This window comes from Proteocatella sp. QWL-06 (genome assembly GCF_058684135.1).
This window is the reverse complement of record NZ_CM178755.1, coordinates 1,312,072-1,327,072: the sequence shown is the minus strand read 5'-3', so window position 1 is coordinate 1,327,072 and position 15,001 is coordinate 1,312,072. Positions and strand designations below refer to the sequence as shown.

16 protein-coding genes and 1 other annotated feature are annotated in these 15,001 nt (G+C 37.9%); of the genes, 13 read left to right on the top strand and 3 right to left on the bottom strand.

The features are described 5' to 3' along the window. Positions 1–62 precede the first annotated feature (62 nt). The 8 genes from AC4PGZ_RS06270 to AC4PGZ_RS06235 all read left to right on the top strand — a co-directional run bounded on the left by AC4PGZ_RS06270 (position 63) and on the right by AC4PGZ_RS06235 (position 7,383). A complete protein-coding gene (locus AC4PGZ_RS06270; protein ID WP_492160201.1) occupies positions 63–1,217 on the top strand; it encodes a DUF3798 domain-containing protein in 1,155 nt (384 codons plus the stop codon). 85 nt (positions 1,218–1,302) lie between these two features. Next, a complete protein-coding gene (locus AC4PGZ_RS06265; RefSeq protein WP_492160200.1) occupies positions 1,303–2,865 on the top strand; it encodes a sugar ABC transporter ATP-binding protein in 1,563 nt (520 codons plus the stop codon). Continuing rightward, entirely contained in the window at positions 2,843–3,889 is a 1,047-nt protein-coding gene (locus tag AC4PGZ_RS06260; protein ID WP_492160199.1) for an ABC transporter permease subunit, read from the top strand. The genes AC4PGZ_RS06265 and AC4PGZ_RS06260 overlap by 23 nt, the downstream gene beginning before the upstream one ends. 23 nt (positions 3,890–3,912) lie before the next feature. Beyond that, complete coding sequence (locus tag AC4PGZ_RS06255) at positions 3,913–4,923, top strand: ABC transporter permease subunit (RefSeq protein ID WP_492160198.1); 1,011 nt, start codon at positions 3,913–3,915, stop codon at positions 4,921–4,923. Between the two features lie 120 nt (positions 4,924–5,043). Continuing rightward, positions 5,044–5,484, top strand: coding sequence for a DUF134 domain-containing protein (locus tag AC4PGZ_RS06250; protein WP_492160197.1), 441 nt, complete (start codon positions 5,044–5,046; stop codon positions 5,482–5,484). Positions 5,485–5,520: 36 nt separating this feature from the next. Continuing rightward, the gene (locus AC4PGZ_RS06245; protein WP_492160196.1) at positions 5,521–5,694 is read left to right on the top strand and encodes a flavodoxin domain-containing protein; all 174 of its coding nucleotides are present in this window, start codon (positions 5,521–5,523) and stop codon (positions 5,692–5,694) included. A 105-nt stretch (positions 5,695–5,799) separates the two neighbouring features. Next, positions 5,800–6,627, top strand: a complete 828-nt coding sequence (locus AC4PGZ_RS06240) for a magnesium transporter CorA family protein (RefSeq protein WP_492160195.1) — start codon at positions 5,800–5,802, stop codon at positions 6,625–6,627. A 21-nt stretch (positions 6,628–6,648) separates the two neighbouring features. Further along, entirely contained in the window at positions 6,649–7,383 is a 735-nt protein-coding gene (locus tag AC4PGZ_RS06235) for a DUF5131 family protein (RefSeq protein WP_492160194.1), read from the top strand. A 16-nt stretch (positions 7,384–7,399) separates the two neighbouring features. Here AC4PGZ_RS06235 and AC4PGZ_RS06230 read toward each other — a convergent pair whose 3' ends face one another. Beyond that, a complete protein-coding gene (locus tag AC4PGZ_RS06230) occupies positions 7,400–7,720 on the bottom strand; it encodes a hypothetical protein (protein WP_492160193.1) in 321 nt (106 codons plus the stop codon). 189 nt (positions 7,721–7,909) lie between these two features. On the opposite strand from AC4PGZ_RS06230, the gene AC4PGZ_RS06225 reads away from it, so the two are divergent. Then, positions 7,910–8,653 carry a nitroreductase family protein gene (locus AC4PGZ_RS06225; protein WP_492160192.1) on the top strand — a complete coding sequence of 248 codons (744 nt, stop codon included), beginning with the start codon at positions 7,910–7,912 and terminating at the stop codon, positions 8,651–8,653. A 3-nt stretch (positions 8,654–8,656) separates the two neighbouring features. After that, a complete protein-coding gene (locus tag AC4PGZ_RS06220) occupies positions 8,657–9,928 on the top strand; it encodes a hypothetical protein (protein WP_492160191.1) in 1,272 nt (423 codons plus the stop codon). A gap of 49 nt (positions 9,929–9,977) precedes the next feature. Here the strand turns inward: AC4PGZ_RS06220 and AC4PGZ_RS06215 are convergent, their stop codons facing one another. Then, the gene (locus AC4PGZ_RS06215) at positions 9,978–10,256 is read right to left on the bottom strand and encodes a GNAT family N-acetyltransferase (RefSeq protein WP_492160189.1); all 279 of its coding nucleotides are present in this window, start codon (positions 10,254–10,256) and stop codon (positions 9,978–9,980) included. A gap of 58 nt (positions 10,257–10,314) precedes the next feature. Further along, positions 10,315–10,938, bottom strand: a complete 624-nt coding sequence (locus AC4PGZ_RS06210) for a TetR/AcrR family transcriptional regulator (protein ID WP_492160188.1) — start codon at positions 10,936–10,938, stop codon at positions 10,315–10,317. A gap of 147 nt (positions 10,939–11,085) precedes the next feature. Between AC4PGZ_RS06210 and AC4PGZ_RS06205 the strand changes: the two genes are divergently transcribed. The 3 genes from AC4PGZ_RS06205 (at position 11,086) to AC4PGZ_RS06195 (ending at position 14,670) form a co-directional block, all read left to right on the top strand. After that, the gene (locus AC4PGZ_RS06205) at positions 11,086–11,991 is read left to right on the top strand and encodes a DUF2156 domain-containing protein (protein ID WP_492160187.1); all 906 of its coding nucleotides are present in this window, start codon (positions 11,086–11,088) and stop codon (positions 11,989–11,991) included. Positions 11,992–12,145: 154 nt separating this feature from the next. Next, on the top strand, positions 12,146–12,412 hold the full coding sequence (locus AC4PGZ_RS06200; RefSeq protein ID WP_492160186.1) for a metal-sensing transcriptional repressor: 267 nt from the start codon (positions 12,146–12,148) through the stop codon (positions 12,410–12,412). A 17-nt stretch (positions 12,413–12,429) separates the two neighbouring features. Next, a complete protein-coding gene (locus tag AC4PGZ_RS06195) occupies positions 12,430–14,670 on the top strand; it encodes a heavy metal translocating P-type ATPase (RefSeq protein ID WP_492160185.1) in 2,241 nt (746 codons plus the stop codon). A gap of 79 nt (positions 14,671–14,749) precedes the next feature. After that, positions 14,750–14,952: a binding site (T-box leader), on the top strand. The last annotated feature ends 49 nt before the right edge of the window (positions 14,953–15,001 follow it).

The following is a 15,001-nucleotide window of genomic DNA, read 5'->3' as shown; positions in this document are numbered from 1 at the left end:
ATATTATGTCTTACAATTGTCATTGTTGTGAATAAAATTAATACATAAGAGGAGAATTTGAAATGAAAATGAAACGAATGATCAGTTTTATCATCAGCTGTATTATGATGCTTTCAGTTGCAGGATGCAGCAACAGCGACCAGAGCTCAGACGAAGGTACAGACAGCTACAAAATAGGAATAGTGACACCGTCTCTTTCATCAAGCGAAGATGAATTCAGAGCCGGAGAGAATATGGTAGCAAAATATCCGGGTATCGTTGAACATGTAGTGCTTCCTGAAGACTTCAATGTTGAAATTGAAACTGCCATAAGTCAGATTACCAGTCTTGCTGATGATCCTTCTATGAAGGCGATAGTTGTAGTCTCAGGACAGTCAGGACTTCTTCCTGCACTTCAGAAGGTTAAGGAGAAAAACAGTGAAATAATTACAGTGACTGCTCCTATCTGGGATGACCCTGACATGATGTCAGAATATATAGACATAAACCTGGATACTGACTGGGCAAGAAGAGGTCAGACCATAGTTGAAAAGTCAGCTGAAATGGGAGCAAAAACATTCATACATTACTCTTTCCCTACTCATCTGGCAAAAGAGTCAATATCAAAGCGTAAAGAAATGATGAAAGAAACTTGTGACAAGCTTGGTCTGGAGTTTGTTGAGGTAGTGACTCCGGATCCACAGGCGGGAGATGGTGTGGCAGCAATGCAGCAGTTTCTGAGAGAGGATATTCCCAGACAGATTGAGAAATATGGTCCGGATACAAATATCTTTGGAAGCAACTGCCCAATGTATGATGTAATAATTGACGAAGCGCTCAAGCTTAAATTCATTGTTGCTGAGCAGTGCTGTCCTACGCCTACGCAGGCATTTCCAACTGTAATGAACCTCGAGATTTCAGAAGAAGACGCAGGTAATTTCGAAAAAATAAATGAGATGATAACGCAAAAAGCAGCTGAAGCGGGTATGACTGGAAGACTTTCAGGATGGCCAATTCCAGCTACTATATTCCTTCCTGAATTTGCAGTAGAGCTTTCTAAGAAAATGATTGATAATTCGCTTAAGCCGGAAGATGTTCTCAGTACAGAATACCTTAATGGCTTTGCAACGGAGATATTTGGAGTGGGTGCAGATTTCCAGGATTATTTTAAAGATTCAACGAAGGATGGACAGAAGCATAATTATTATATGATGATAATGGATTCGATATTCTATTAACAAAATATCGGAAGTATACAACAGATGGCAGAGCCCAAAAGGCTTTGCTGTCTTTTTTTAGGAATAATTAAATATGGAGGTCAAGTTGTTAAGAATAACTGATTTATCAAAGAAGTACGGAGAACATCATGCGCTTAAACATGTAAGCATTCATGTAAATAAAGGCGAGATTATTGGAATAGTAGGGGAAAATGGTTCTGGCAAAAGTACTCTCTTAAAAACTATATATGGAAGTGAAGAGACAAGAGATTATAAAGGGATGATTTTCCTGGATTCAAAAGAGCTTAAAATAAAGAATCCTTATGAAGCAAATGATTACGGCATTGGAATGGTACATCAGGAGCTATCCCTGATTGATGATATGACTGTAAGTCAGAATATAAAGATAACAAGAGAAAATACTAAGATATTAGGTTATCTGAATTCAAAAAAGGATATCAGGGAAGTGGATGAAATAATCGGCGACTATGGTCTTTCAATCAATTCACGTGATTACATAAAAAATATAAGTCTTAACCTGAAACAGTTTGTTGAGGTTCTCAGAGAAACTGACAAACCTGGATTAAAGCTGCTTATTCTGGACGAAGCGACTGCATCTCTCAATAAAGAGGATTCGCTGATATTGATGGAGATAATCAAAAAAATTGCATCAAAAGGGATATCCGTAATATTTGTTTCACACAAGCTGGATGAGGTCACGGAGCTCTGCAACAGAATAATTGTTCTCAGAGACGGAGTAAAGACGCTTGAAGTATCCTCCTTGCCTTCAAAAGGTTATGACCTTAACGAAATTGTAGATGCTATGATTGGAAGAAAGATAATAAAATCAGAGAGATACGTGAGTAAGAATAACGACAAAGATAAATATCCTGTTATCTCTTTTAAAAACTGCAGCTTCAGCTTTGGAAATGAAAAACTCCAAAATATCAATCTGAAGATATTAAAAGGTGAAATATTTGGAATTACAGGTCTTTCAGGTCATGGGAAATCCATGCTTGGATATGGGGTTATGAAGCTTGGAAAAAACAGGGGATCAGTGTTGTTTGGAAGCAACCAGGACGATATTTCAGGCAGTAATCCAAAAGACTTAATAAGGAGAGGAATAATGTTTCTGCCTGATGAAAGAAAGACCCATGGTCTGATGCTTAATGCTTCTATAGAGAGCAATATAACGACTGCCGCCATAGCGTCAAAATCAATGTTTGTATCGAAATTTACAGGGTTTGTTTCAAAAAATAAAGTTCATGAGCATACAAAGGCCATGATAGAAAGCCTCAATATAAAATGTGAAGGACCAGGTCAGCCGGTTACGAGGTTAAGCGGTGGAAATCAGCAGAAGGTATGTATTGCAAAAGCACTTACAGGAAATCCTGAGCTGGTTTTCATAGGAGAGCCAACCAGAGGAATAGATATTTATTCTAAAGAGGTTATACTCAAAACCATACTGGATCTGAATAAAAGCCATGGGATTACATTTGTAATCGCAAGCAGTGAGATTGAGGAATTGATGAGAGTTTGCGACAGAATAGCGGTTGCTTATGAAAGTGAAATATGCAAAATTTTTGACAATGATGATGATATTTACGAAGAATTAGGCTATGCTATAGCGGGATTAGGGAGGAGTAATGAAAACATTAAAAGCAGATAGAATCATGAATCATTTTCCGACTTTAATTATTTCGTTATATCTGATTATTATGCTTTTATTAGCATTAAAAACAGGGATATCATTTTCGGGGATATTTAATGAATCACTTGTAAAGTGGGGAATGAATGCTATTTTTGTGATATCTCTTATTCCAATGATAAATTGTGGAATCGGCCTGAATTTCGGTATGAGTATTGGCATAAGTGCGGGCATTATCGGAATGTGCATTGCGCTGCAGCTCAATATGTCAGGCTTAACGGGATTAATGGCAGCGGTATTTTTCTCGGCGGTATGTTCTATTGCATTCGGGTATGGATATGCCAGAATCATTAACAGGCTTAAGGGGAAAGAGGATATAGCTTCTGTATTCATTGGATACGCTTTTGTTCCTCTTATGAACATATTCTGGATAATCGCTCCTTTTACAAACAGAAAAATGCTTTATCCCGTAGGTGGTAAAGGATTGAGGCCAAAGATAAATCTTGCTGATAATTTCGGAGGGGTACTGGATTCATTCATGATGATTGGCAATGGAAAGTTTTATATACCTCTGGGGCTGATTGCATTTGTATCAGTAATTGCATTACTAGTACATTTTATTGCAGACACAAAAATGGGAAGAGAAATGAGTGCTGTCCGTGAGAACATAAAATTTGCTTATATTTCTGGGATAGATATCGACAGAACAAGAACAAAAGCCGTAATAATATCAACTTTGATAGCTGCTATAGGCATTTGCGTATACAGCCAGTCATTTGGATTTGTACAGCTGTATGATGGGACGAGAATGATGGTATTTCCTGCAATATCAGCTATACTTATCGGAGGAGGTACAGGAAGGAAATCATCTGTAATAAATGCTGTTGCAGGTACTTATCTTTACCAGATGGTATTTCTGCTTTCTGTACCGGTTGCGAATACACTCCTGGTGCCTGAGCTCGCAGAAATAGTAAGAATGATAATAACAAACAGCATAATTCTATTTGCATTTTTGTGGCAGAGAAAGGGTGTGGTAACACAGTGAAAAATATTAAACCGGAAATTCGTATGATAATTACAGAATATGCTGCGCCCCTGATATTTCTATCAATAGGCATAGCCGGATTTGCTGCAGTAGATATAAGTGGAAAATTCATTATGCATGAAGTCTATCTAAGATTCATAAGGAATGTCATTACGGCAATGGCTCTGATAATACTTATATGGGCCGGAATGGGACTGAATTTCAGCATTGTAGTCGGAGCTATGTGCTCACAGGCTGCTGTAATAAGCGCTGTTGACAAAGGCATAGATGGACAACTGGGCCTTATTTATGTAATCGCAGCTTCTGCAATAATCTCACTGATATTTGGATATATAATTGGAATCATACTCAACAAGGCACGTGGAAAAGAGATGATTGTAAGCATAGTGGTAGGCCTTCTTTCGACCAATATATATCAGCTTATATACATGGTTGGTTATGGTACTATTATAAAACCCGAAAACAGTGAAATTATACTTTCAAGAGGTATAGGAGTAAGGAATATGGTGGATATAAATGCGCTTAAGTCAGTATTTATGTCAAGCCCATTTTCGCACATAGCTGTAATAGTAATGATAGGTTTATTGATTACATTTATTGGAAATTCGAAATTTGGAGTGTGTCTCAGGGCAACGAGGGACAGCATAGAAAAGGCAAGGATTCTAGGAATTGACACGGACAAAGTCAGGATATATGCGATAATATTGTCTACTGTATTTGCCTCAGTCGGGCACTGCATGTTTATGCTTGAAATGGGTAATGTTAATGTCTATACAGGCCATATGAATATTGACGTATTTGCAAGCGCAGCACTTCTAGCCGGTGGAGCGAGTTTGTTTAATGCTGATGTAAGGAATGCTTTTATAGGAGTCATATTGTTCCATTTTGTTTTTGTAATATCTCCTCTGTTCGGAAAAGTTATTTTTAATGATATAGCCATTGGAGAATATTTCAGGAGCTTCATAGCATATGCTGTTATTGTTGTGGTTTTTATAATGAATCTAAAGGATCATACAGAGAACTATCGCCTTTAATATTCTGAATTTTTTTCAAGGAAAACAGTTTTTAATTCACTTTATCTGGATAAATATGATACTATAACTATGTATAACATATTATTGCTGAGGATTCAGCTAATATACAGGAGGATAGACGTGCCAAGACCAACCAAGTTCAGAAGAGTGGAGTTTTTCCCTGAAGATACATACTTTGTTCCATATAATAAGCCAAAATGCGAATTAGAGGAAGTAAGGCTTAAGATAGAAGAGCTTGAAGCCATGAGACTTAAGGATATTGAGGGGCTTAATCAGGAGGAGTGTGCAGAAAAAATGCATATTTCAAGGCAGACGTTTCAGAATATAATTGATAATGCAAGAAAGGTGGTAGCGACTGCACTTACCGAGGGCAAGGCAATAAATATAGGTGGAGGGCATTATACTACAAGAAACTGTGAATTTAAATGCATGGAGTGCGGAGAGATATACGAAATAAAGCAGGAGGATGACCATTTCATATGTCCGCAGTGCAGTTCAGAGGATGTTGGCTGCAGAAAAAGAAATGAAATCTGTGAGAAGTGGTGCAGAGGTAGAAAGTAAGCTTTGATTTATCCAAATATAGCTGGGGGTTAGTCCATGAAAACAGTTGTTATCTACAAATCAAGATATGGTCACACGGAAAAATATGCAAAATGGTTATCAGAAAAGCTCAATGCGGACTTATTTGAGGCCTCTCAAATAAAAGGACTGGATTTTTCACGATATGATAATATTATATACGGAGGAGGTCTGTACGCAGGAAGATGCTGAAATGCTTGAAACTTACGGAGAACAGGTTGATTTTACAGATATAGGATCGCTTGAACTTTTGATTTCATATTTGAAGAGACTTGAAGCTGAATAAGGAGCCGGGGCATGTATAAAATTATTAAAATAGATGATCTTTCTCTGATAAAAGATATGACAGAGAAGCAGGCATATGAAAAAATATCATTAAATACCGTAGAAAGACTTGAATGCCTTGAAGGCTTCGATCTTATTGCTTTCGACTGGTATGATATCTATAATCCGAGGCAGGAGACCACGAGGATAATAATATACTTTACACAGGATAAGATAATATTTATATGCAGAGATGATAATGCAAAATCCATGCTTGATCTTAAGGTAAAAGATCACGCAAGCACAGAAAAGATTCTTTCGTCATTTTTTGTTGAGCTCCTGAAATATGACATGGATAACCTTGAGGATTTAGAGGATCAGATTTTTAAATTTGAAGATCAGCTCCTTACAAACCCCAAGGCTGAAATTGCAAGGGAGATAGTTTCTTTCAGGAGGGTGCTTTCGCTTCTTAAGAGATATTATGAACAGCTCAACAGTATAATTGAAGAGCTCCTTGAAAATGACAATGAACTGATTACGTCTTCGCATATGAAACATTTCAAAGTCCTTGATAATCGCGTCGACAGGCTTTTTTTATCGGTTCTTCACCTTCAGGATTATGTATCTCAGACGCGAGAAGCGTATCAGGCTCAGGTAGATATTGAGCAGAACAGCATTATGAGGACTTTTACAGTAGTCACATCGATTTTTCTTCCTTTGACGCTAATTGTAGGATGGTATGGGATGAATCTGAAGATGCCGGAATTTGAATGGTATTATGGATATCCGTTCGTGATCCTTATATGCATGATTGTATTTTTGGTATGCATTATATATTTCAGGAAGAAAAAATGGATGTAGGAATATAGGTGGGTATTATATATGATCTGGAATCCGTGGCATGGCTGTCACAAAATCAGTGAGGGTTGCAGGAACTGTTATGTTTACAGGATGGATGCAAAATATGAAAAGGACAGCAGCAGAGTAAAACGAAATAGATGCTTCTATGATCTTATAAAAAGAAAAAGAGATGGAAGCTATAAAATTGAAAAAGGTGAAACTGTATATACGTGCTTTACTTCGGATTTTCTGATTGAAGAAGCTGACGAGTGGCGCTCTGAAGCCTGGAATATGATAAGGGAAAGGAGCGACCTGTATTTTGTTTTCATAACGAAAAGAATCGACAGATTCAGAGACTGTATTCCGCAGGACTGGAATGAGGGTTATGATAATGTGACAGTGGGATGCACCTGTGAGAATCAGGAAATGGCAGATTACAGGCTGCCGATATTCAAAGCCTCTCCGATAAAGCACAGGATTATAATATGTGAGCCTCTTCTGGGCCAGATTGATCTCAGAGGATATTCAGACAACGGAATCGAAATGGTAATTGCAGGGGGAGAATCAGGTGAAAATGCCAGAATATGCAGCTATGACTGGGTCTTAAATCTCAGGAAGCAGTGTCTGAATTCAAATACAGGCTTTTATTTCAAGCAGACAGGAGCAAGGTTCATAAAGGATGGAAAGCTGTATAATATTAAGCGAAGCCTTCAGCACTCTCAGGCAAAAAAAGCGAATATCGATATTGAAAACAAGAATCTCCCTTTTGATTTCTAAAGGGAGATTCTTGGGGTTATATTTCATTTTCCCACTCGGCAATAAATTTTTCGAGATCATCCTTCATAACAGGAATCTGAGTATTTATCGCTCCGCAGTGAAGGCATTTGTCATTTTTAAAGCCCTGTTTGGTGCACTTTTCTGTAACTTCCTGCGCACATCCGTAGTTTCCACATTCGGTGCATCTGAAAACCGGATTTTTGCATGGATGCTGCTGTTTTAAGCCATCACATTTTGCAACCAGTGCTTTTTCTTTGTCATTCATTTCGATGTGTCTTTTCTGGTTAAGCCTTCCACCTCTTTCCCATCTTTTGTTGTTCGGAAATACCATTGACATACGAGCCACCCCTCTCTAACTTAGGATCAACCTGAAATATGATTAAAGCTTTTCAACAGATATATACCATAAAATCGGTCAAAGTAATCCTATAATATTGCAAACATGTTTAAACAGAGCGCTATGATGGTAAAAGAAAGTTGTAATTGCAGATGATGGATGTTATTATAAAAAATAAAGGTGTGATGAATGATGAAAATGCTTATAAGTGAAATGGATGCAATAAATATAAGAGAGTCAAGACGTGTCTATCTGGATAAAGAGATAGATATAAGAAAAATGATACATCTGAAGAATTTTATAAAGAGGATCAATGAAGAGTCAGGGCTCAGCCTGGTACTTATAGACGATGGAAGCGCTGCATTTGACAGTCTGACTAAAAGCTACGGTATGTTCAGTGGAGTCAGGGCGCTGGTTTCGCTAAAGGGGGACTCGGAGGATCAATATCTGGATGAAAAAATTGGATATTATGGAGAGAAACTCTTAATTGAAGCCGTAAGGCTGAATCTTGGTACCTGCTGGGTAGGTGGCACCTTTGATGAAAAATCAAAAATATTTGACCGAAAGCCTGGCGATAGATTTATAGGCGTTATTACTATGGGATACTGCAATAATGAAAAATCCTTCAGGGAGAAGATAATATCCGTGGCTGTTCACAGGAAGAACAGAAGCATGAATGAAATATACTATTCTGATACAAAGAACCTTCCCCATAAATTCATTGCTGGCATAAAAGCCATACAAAAAGTGCCTTCCGCAAAAAACAGTCAGCCTGTTAAGCTGAAATACATTAACCACAAAGTGATAATATACGTAAACGAACTCAATGAATTTGATTTTGTTGATCTGGGCATCGCTAAATATCATTTTTATGTTGCAACCGGGACGAATTTTCCTCTGGGAAACTATGCAGAGTGTTTATTACAGGAGTAAAGTATGGATAAAATATATAAAAAGATATTGAGCATAAGCCTTATTTTTGTTTTTTCGACTACCTCATTTTCTCAGGCTTTAGATACTTCAATAAGAAGTTACAGCAACAGTGAGGTTGTTTCTGAATTTTTAGGAGAGCTCGATAACAAAATCAGCAATTATGAAAGACAGCGGATTTCGGCGCTTGTAAGAAGCTGGAAAAATCTTTATGAAAGCAGAATAAGTGCAAAAAAGGCAGAACCTTCAATAAGAGAAGCCCAGGCAATGAAAGAGCTTACCAAAAAGCTTGATGAATATACAGTGAAGTATTATTTTGACGGCAAGTATGAAGTAAATCAGAATTATGGTGATTATCACAACTATGTCATACAGAACATTAAGCATGTCATCTCTGCGTCAGATTACAACAGGCTTTATATATTATGCGAAAAATATGAGCGAGACTACAGCATCACTGACGAACAGGTCCAGAAAATAGTAGATGAGATAAGCATGATTTTAAGGAAGTACCCAAGACTTAACCCTGAACAGCTTCTTAGCCATATACTAGATGGAAGCGAAAACCTGCTTGCGGTATATTCAATAAATGAAAGCAGGCTTGAATATGATGAAATTCCTTATGTTACTCTTGAAGAGAAGGACGTAAGAATTAAGAAGGACTTTCCTGATGTATGGCGGGAGATTCTGTCAATAATACCATATGAGTATTTTCACGGATTTGATGAGTTCATGCTTACATCAGATGGAGAGATGAATAACCTTGGATATGTAAGGAACAACGACTCTACGGGAAGCAGATGGAGTATATCCATTGATCCGGAGGATATATCAGACAAAGATCTTTTTTATGAAACTATAATCCATGAGTATTTTCACTATGTAACGCTTAACGAGACGCAGGTGTCGTATTCGGATGTTCCCAATGTTTATACGTATTATGATCATGAAGTTGTTACAAATATCGATTCATATCTGAATATTTTCAGTATGAGATTCTGGGACCTGCTAAAATATGAGAATAAATTTACGCAGGACAGCTATCTCTTTTATATGAGACACAATCCGGACTTTGTGAGCCGTTATGCATCAACTGATCCTGCTGAAGATATCTGTGAGAGCTTCACGGCTTTTATCCTGAGCGAAAAGCCGGTTGATAACTCAGAGATCGGCCGAAAAATCAGCTTTTTTTATGAATATCCAGAATTTGTAGAGCTGCGACAAATAATTAGAAGCAATATCATAAATTTGGCAGAAGCTGAAGAAAAAGTTGCATAGATAAAGAAAGAACCAGTTTTCATATGAATTCTGGTTCTTTCTTTATGTTTTACTGTTCAGCCAAAAGATTGCTATATTCTTTGTTTTTTTCAAACCATTTTACAGCGTAAGAACATGTTGGAACAGCGTGCTTCCCATTTTTTACAAGCTCATCTACCACTGTCTTCATAAGTTCTCCTGCTATTCCCTTACCCTGCAGCGAAGAATCCACGAATGTGCGGTTTATATTTACCGTGGTGTCGTCAATGTCTCTGTAAGTAAGTTCTGCAAGAAGCTTTCCATTTTCATCCTCAAAGTATATGCGGTTTTTTTCAATTTTAAAATCCATTTTCGTCCTCCTTGTCAATTTAAAATGTAAAAATAAAAGAAGATCATATAAGAACCAGTTAAGCCTGATGTTTATGAATTAGAGGCATTATAGCGCTGGTAATGATTTTTTCGATATAACTCTTCTCAATTATCCTGCCTGTAATTATAAGCTGGTAGAAAAGCATTGCAGGTCCGATATCAGTAATCATATTCAGGATATCTTCATCAACATCACTTCCAAGAGAAAACTGTATGGCTTTTTTAAGGTTGCAGCAGTTTTTGGATATCGGGTTGAGATTTACAAGTTCTGCAAGCTCTTTATCACGGCTCAGTGAAGTAGCCACCGAGAGCATGACTTTCTGTCGGATTTCGTTGCCTATTCCAAAATACTTTGACAAAAGCTCACAGAGATATTTGCTAAGGTCATCCTCGCATTTAGAGTATTCGACATTGTCTTCACAGGGAGAGATATATGACATGGCATCGGCTACAAGATAAGGCTTTGACTTCCATCTTCTATACAGAGTCGCTTTACCTGCTCCAGCCTTCTGAGCTATGGCTTCTATGGTGACTGACTCATAACCAAATTCAGCAATCAGCTCAAGCGCTGCATTGAGTATAACTGGGTCTCTGGACTTATCGATTGGGCGTCCAGGTTTTAATACTTCTTTGTTCTCACATTTATTATAAATATTCTTCAACTTTACACTCCATATCTAAATTTTATATTATACTGTAAGTATACAACGAATGACATTATTTTTCAAGATAATTAGACAGATGCGTTTCAAAACTATTGCGTTTCGTAAATGACTGTGATATAATTTTAATATAACAAGGAGGATTTTATGTTATTTAAAGAAATCAGCATTGATGCGAAGACAGAACTTGACCCATTTTTTGAAATGGTTGATTATGAGGCCTGTGAATATTGTTTTACTACGCTATTCATGTGGCAGCATGTATATAAGACTCATTACCATATAGACAGTGATTTTGCGATAATAATGGCAGAATATGAGGGCAATGCCTTTTCTATAATGCCACTTGCAAAAAAAGAGAACCTTCTCAAAGCTGTGGATTATGCCATAGATTATTTTAAGGAAAGCGGAAGCAGGATATATTTCAGGGGTATAACCTCTGATGTTCTTAACCTGCTGAAACAGAATTACCCTGAACGGTTTGTATATACAGAGGAAAGAGACCTCTTTGACTATATTTATGATGGAGAGAGTCTTAGAACTCTTGCGGGCAAGAAAAATCAGAAGAAAAGAAACCATCTGAATTATTTTCTCAAAGAATATGAAGGAAGATTCAATTACAGGTTACTTGATTCAAAAGACTTTGATGACTGCTTGAAACTCATGGTGACATGGGCAGAGACAAAGGAAGAAAGCGATGAATTTGATGAGGGAATGGATGATGAATCAGAAGGAATCAGGAAGATATTCGAAAATTATGAGATTCTCAGTGACAAGCTTAAGATAGCAGGAGTTTATATTGATGGAAATCTTGAAGCCTTTACGATTGGAGAGATGCTGAACGAAGAAATGGTGCTTGTCCATATAGAAAAAGCAAATCAGGAAATAAGAGGACTCTATCAATTTATAAATCAGCAGTTTATTTTAAATGAATTCCCGGATTCAAAATTTGTAAACAGGGAAGAAGATCTGGGGATAGCTGGACTCAGAAAGGCAAAGCTGTCATATCACCCATTGAGATTTGTTGAGAAATACAGTGTAAATGAAATATAAATATAAATCTAAATCTGCAACAGTGAGACAATCATTATTCACTGTATGCAGATTTTTTTATTCACTGTATGCAGATTTTTTTATTGACATAAGGATAATATATGATATCATAAAGATATACACCCCCCTGGGGGGTAGTGAGGAGGGTGATCTGATGAATGATGCAAAAAAGCAGGCGATGAGCACGCTGAAAATAGCCAGAGGACAGATAGAAGGAACCATAAGAATGATAGAAGAAGATCGTTACTGCGTAGATATATCAAACCAGATTATTGCGGCGCAGTCATTGCTTAAAAAAGCCAACGTTCAGATTCTGAAGCAGCATATAGAACACTGTGTTGCAGAAGCTTTTGCTGAAGGTAACGGAAAAGATAAGCTTGACGAAGTGATGACAATACTTTCAAAACTTATAGACAGGTAGAAACGGAGGATGTACGGATGAAAAGAGAAATGCTTAAACTTGAGGGAATGCATTGCGCAGCATGTGCAAAATCAATTGAGAAAGCGACAGGAAAACTTGATGGTGTATATAGCTCAAATGTGAATTTTGCTACTGAATATCTCAATATAGACTATGATGAAAACACTCTTGACCGGGAAAAGATAATTTCAACTGTAGCAAAACTTGGGTTTAAAGCTGTATATGAAGAAGTAAGGCATGCAAATGAGGAGCAGTTTTTAAAGAAGAAAGATGAAGAGATTAAGAAATTATGGAGAAAATTTGTCATATCGGCTGTGTTTTCAATACCGCTTCTATATATTTCTATGGGCACTATGTTTGGGCTGGCGGTTCCGAAAATTATATCTCCTGATGTAAATCCGCTGAATTTCGCAGTTATTCAGCTTATTCTGACTCTTCCGGTAATGATATGTGGACGAGATTTTTATGCTGTAGGCTTCAGGTCGCTTATCAAACGAAGTCCCAACATGGATTCGCTTATTGCGATTGGAACATCCGCTGCTTTTCTGTACGGAATCTATGCGGTTGCAATGATATCTTCAGGGGATCATCATTACGTCCACAGCTTATATTTTGAATCTGCTGCGGTGATACTGACACTTATAACTCTTGGAAAATACTTTGAGAATGTCTCAAAGGGAAAAACCTCGGAGGCTATAAAAAAATTAGTTGGGCTTACTCCCAAAACGGCACGGATACTCGTTGATGGCAAAGAAGTTGAAATCGAAGTTAAGGACGTAAGAGAGTCTGATGTTGTTATGGTAAGGCCTGGTGAAAGATTTCCTGTAGATGGAGAAGTTACAGAAGGAAAGACTTCGGTTGATGAATCGATGCTTACCGGCGAAAGTATCCCGGTTGAAAAAAATGTTGGAGATAAGGTTTACGGAGCCAGCATAAATAAGAATGGATTTGTGAGATACAAGGCAACAAGAGTGGGTCAGGACACTGCCATAGCTCAGATAATAAGGCTTGTAGAAGAGGCGCAGGGCTCCAAAGCACCAATTGCGAGACTTGCGGATATAATATCAGGTTATTTCGTCCCTGTAGTTATCGTTCTGGCGCTGTTGTCAGGGCTCGGATGGTATATGGCGGGCGAAGGGGTAAGATTCTCACTTACTATTTTCATATCTGTACTTGTGATAGCCTGTCCGTGCGCTCTTGGACTTGCAACACCTACAGCGATAATGGTAGGCACCGGGAAGGGAGCGGAAAACGGAGTTCTCATAAAAAGTGGCGATGCTCTTGAAACTGCTCATAAAGTAGACACTGTAGTCCTTGATAAGACGGGAACTATAACTCAAGGGAAACCGGTTGTGACCGATATAACAGTTTTTGGAGATTTTGATGAGAACACCATACTTCAGCTTGCTGCATCTGCAGAACATGGATCTGAACATCCACTTGCTGAAGCCATAATAAAGAAAGCTGAAGAGCTGGGCCTTGAACTGAAAAGTTCTCAGGATTTCGACGCTATATCAGGGTTTGGCATAAAAGCTGTAATTGAAGAAAAATCGGTACTGCTCGGCAATATAAAGCTTATGAGAAATAACGATGTGAAGCTGGAAGGGTTTGAATCGGTTTCGGAGAAACTTGCAATTGAGGGAAAAACTCCAATGTACCTTGCAGTAAATCAGAAAATAGCAGGGGTCATTGCAGTTGCTGACACAGTAAAGCCAAACAGCAGAAGAGCCATAGAAAAGCTTACTAGCATGGGAATAAGCGTTGTAATGATAACCGGAGACAACGAAGGAACAGCAAGAGCTATAGCAAAGGAAGTAGGAATAGAAAGGGTGCTTTCGGATGTGCTTCCCGCAGATAAGGCGAATGAGGTTAAGAAGCTTCAGAAGAGTGGAAGCATTGTTGCGATGGCAGGTGATGGGATAAACGATGCTCCGGCACTTGCTCAGGCCGATGTTGGTATAGCTATAGGCTCTGGAACCGATGTTGCCATGGAATCTGCTGATATAGTGCTCATGAGAAGTGATCTCATGGACGTTGCTACGGCCATACAGCTAAGTCAGAGTACTATAAGGAATATAAAGCAGAATTTATTCTGGGCATTTGGATACAATGTAATAGGAATACCTGTTGCCATGGGAATCCTTCATCTTTTCGGAGGTCCTCTCATGAACCCGATGTTTGCCGGAGCGGCAATGAGTCTGAGTTCGGTATCTGTCGTTTCAAATGCGCTTAGACTGAAAAGGTTCAGACCTTATTAAAAAACATGATAGCGATTTACAATAACCTATTGATTATCGATTGGAAATATGATATACTAAATCAGTATGTATAGTTAAATATTTTCCTGTGAAGAGATAAGTAAATATTAAGATTTCCTTATAGAGAACCAAGGATGGTGGAAGCTTGGTAGGATAGAATTTTGAATAGAAACTCTGAGGATGCTTTAATAAATAAAAAGTACGAGTCATTCACGTTATAGAATATAGAGTGGGTATTAAATACCAAGAAGAGTGGTAACACGGGAAAGTCTCGTCTCTTTATATATAAAGAGACGAGTTTTTTTATTTATAAAATGTGATAACTTGAGGA

Excerpts from the sequence above, each read along its gene's own strand:
- AC4PGZ_RS06215 (WP_492160189.1), bottom strand. The coding sequence starts at position 10,256 with ATGGATTTTAAAATTGAAAAAAACCGCATATACTTTGAGGATGAAAAT.
- AC4PGZ_RS06220 (WP_492160191.1), top strand. The coding sequence starts at position 8,657 with ATGGATAAAATATATAAAAAGATATTGAGCATAAGCCTTATTTTTGTT.
- AC4PGZ_RS06260 (WP_492160199.1), top strand. The coding sequence starts at position 2,843 with ATGAAAACATTAAAAGCAGATAGAATCATGAATCATTTTCCGACTTTA.
- AC4PGZ_RS06205 (WP_492160187.1), top strand. The coding sequence starts at position 11,086 with ATGTTATTTAAAGAAATCAGCATTGATGCGAAGACAGAACTTGACCCA.
- AC4PGZ_RS06240 (WP_492160195.1), top strand. The coding sequence starts at position 5,800 with ATGTATAAAATTATTAAAATAGATGATCTTTCTCTGATAAAAGATATG.
- AC4PGZ_RS06255 (WP_492160198.1), top strand. The coding sequence starts at position 3,913 with ATGATAATTACAGAATATGCTGCGCCCCTGATATTTCTATCAATAGGC.
- AC4PGZ_RS06230 (WP_492160193.1), bottom strand. The coding sequence starts at position 7,720 with ATGTCAATGGTATTTCCGAACAACAAAAGATGGGAAAGAGGTGGAAGG.
- AC4PGZ_RS06225 (WP_492160192.1), top strand. The coding sequence starts at position 7,910 with ATGATGAAAATGCTTATAAGTGAAATGGATGCAATAAATATAAGAGAG.
- AC4PGZ_RS06195 (WP_492160185.1), top strand. The coding sequence starts at position 12,430 with ATGAAAAGAGAAATGCTTAAACTTGAGGGAATGCATTGCGCAGCATGT.
- AC4PGZ_RS06270 (WP_492160201.1), top strand. The coding sequence starts at position 63 with ATGAAAATGAAACGAATGATCAGTTTTATCATCAGCTGTATTATGATG.
- AC4PGZ_RS06235 (WP_492160194.1), top strand. The coding sequence starts at position 6,649 with ATGATCTGGAATCCGTGGCATGGCTGTCACAAAATCAGTGAGGGTTGC.
- AC4PGZ_RS06245 (WP_492160196.1), top strand. The coding sequence starts at position 5,521 with ATGAAAACAGTTGTTATCTACAAATCAAGATATGGTCACACGGAAAAA.
- AC4PGZ_RS06200 (WP_492160186.1), top strand. The coding sequence starts at position 12,146 with ATGAATGATGCAAAAAAGCAGGCGATGAGCACGCTGAAAATAGCCAGA.